The organism is Pedobacter sp. MR2016-19, from assembly GCF_014947265.1.
Taxonomy (GTDB): domain Bacteria; phylum Bacteroidota; class Bacteroidia; order Sphingobacteriales; family Sphingobacteriaceae; genus Pedobacter.
The window spans coordinates 1-1,360 of the sequence record NZ_JADCNK010000051.1; the positions used below are offsets into that span (position 1 = coordinate 1).

Below are 1,360 nucleotides of genomic sequence, written 5' to 3' on the forward strand. Positions count from 1 at the left end.
CCGATAGATTCTGTGTTAATTTCCAAATAAAATATTTTATTTTTGTTTCATAGGCAGTCAAGAACTAGCCAGTGTAGCGTGCTGATCCTTTAGGTTTAGTGCGCTACTTTCTTTTAAAACTGAGTATTCTTTTTGATATTCCTGTTTGCTTTTATAAATCACATATACCATTTCTAATAGCTTTCTTTGAATTGCTACAAGTGCTTTCATTTTAATTCCATGTTTTGAAACTAATCTAAAATAGATTTCTCCAAAGTTTTTATCATGTTTAACGGCTACCAAAGCAGGTAAATACATTGCCTTTCTAAGATGCCTATTTCCCTTTTTAGATATTTTTGGTTTTCCTTTTACTGATGTTCCTGATTGTTTTTCTTTCACGTCCAAACCAGCATAACTTGTAAGTTGCTTTTTATTTCTGATCAGCTCAAACCCATTTGTTTCAGCCAAAATAATTATGGCGGTAAGTTTCCCAATTCCTGTTATACTACAGATACGTTTTATTTCTGTACTTAGATTAGCATCACCATTAACAATCATCTCCAAATCAGCTTTTATTTCTTTTTCTTGCTTATTCAACAGATGGATCCTTTCATTAAGTCGTTGCAGGCTGCGTTCATTCGGTTCCACTTCAGACTTTTCAGCATGGATCTGGTTCTTTACAATAACCCGTTCACTTACAACCTGGTCACGCTCTCTTGTAAGTTGTTGAAGCATATGAAAGATTTTCTTAGGCCTGTGCCATTGATCAAGATTTCTTTCCAGTCCAAACTGTGCAATCGCCTCAGAACAGCTTTTATCTGTTATGGTTTTGTTTTCAAGTGTTCGAATGTAATTGCTGATTTTATTTGGTAAAACAATAGTTACTTCACGACCATGATCATAGAGGTAAAAGGCAAATTTTTGATGATAGATACCAGTAGCTTCCATTACAAAACGAACTTTAAGTTCATTACTTGTAAGTTTTTTCATCCAACCTAATAAAGCCACAAAACCAGCCTCATTGTTTTTGAAAACTTTATGGGCATAAAGATCAATACTCAAATCATCGAACATTCTGCCAACAGTAACTACGAGTTCCTTTTGTGCAACATCTACACCCAATACTTCCTTTAATAATTTTTTCATCATTTTAAGTTTAATTATAAAGTGATGAACCTCCCTTCGTTTTTTCTCCTGGTTGGATATCCTGGATATTATGACATGCATAATTCCTTACATTCTGTTCAAACTCTAAGAGATAAAAAGGAAAGAGGTAGTATCTATCGGTCAATATACTTCATGAGTTATTTAGCCATCGGTCTACTCTCAATCCTTTTCACTTTATGTTTACTAAATTAAACATTGTAAACATAGGAGCTAT

At 33.5% G+C, this 1,360-nt stretch carries 1 protein-coding gene; it reads right to left on the bottom strand.

Features of this window, described 5'->3' with window-relative positions:
• Window positions 1–57: 57 nt before the first annotated feature.
• Window positions 58–1,125, bottom strand: a complete 1,068-nt coding sequence (locus IM793_RS24675; protein ID WP_193426171.1) for an IS110 family transposase — start codon at window positions 1,123–1,125, stop codon at window positions 58–60.
• Between the last annotated feature and the right edge of the window lie 235 nt (window positions 1,126–1,360).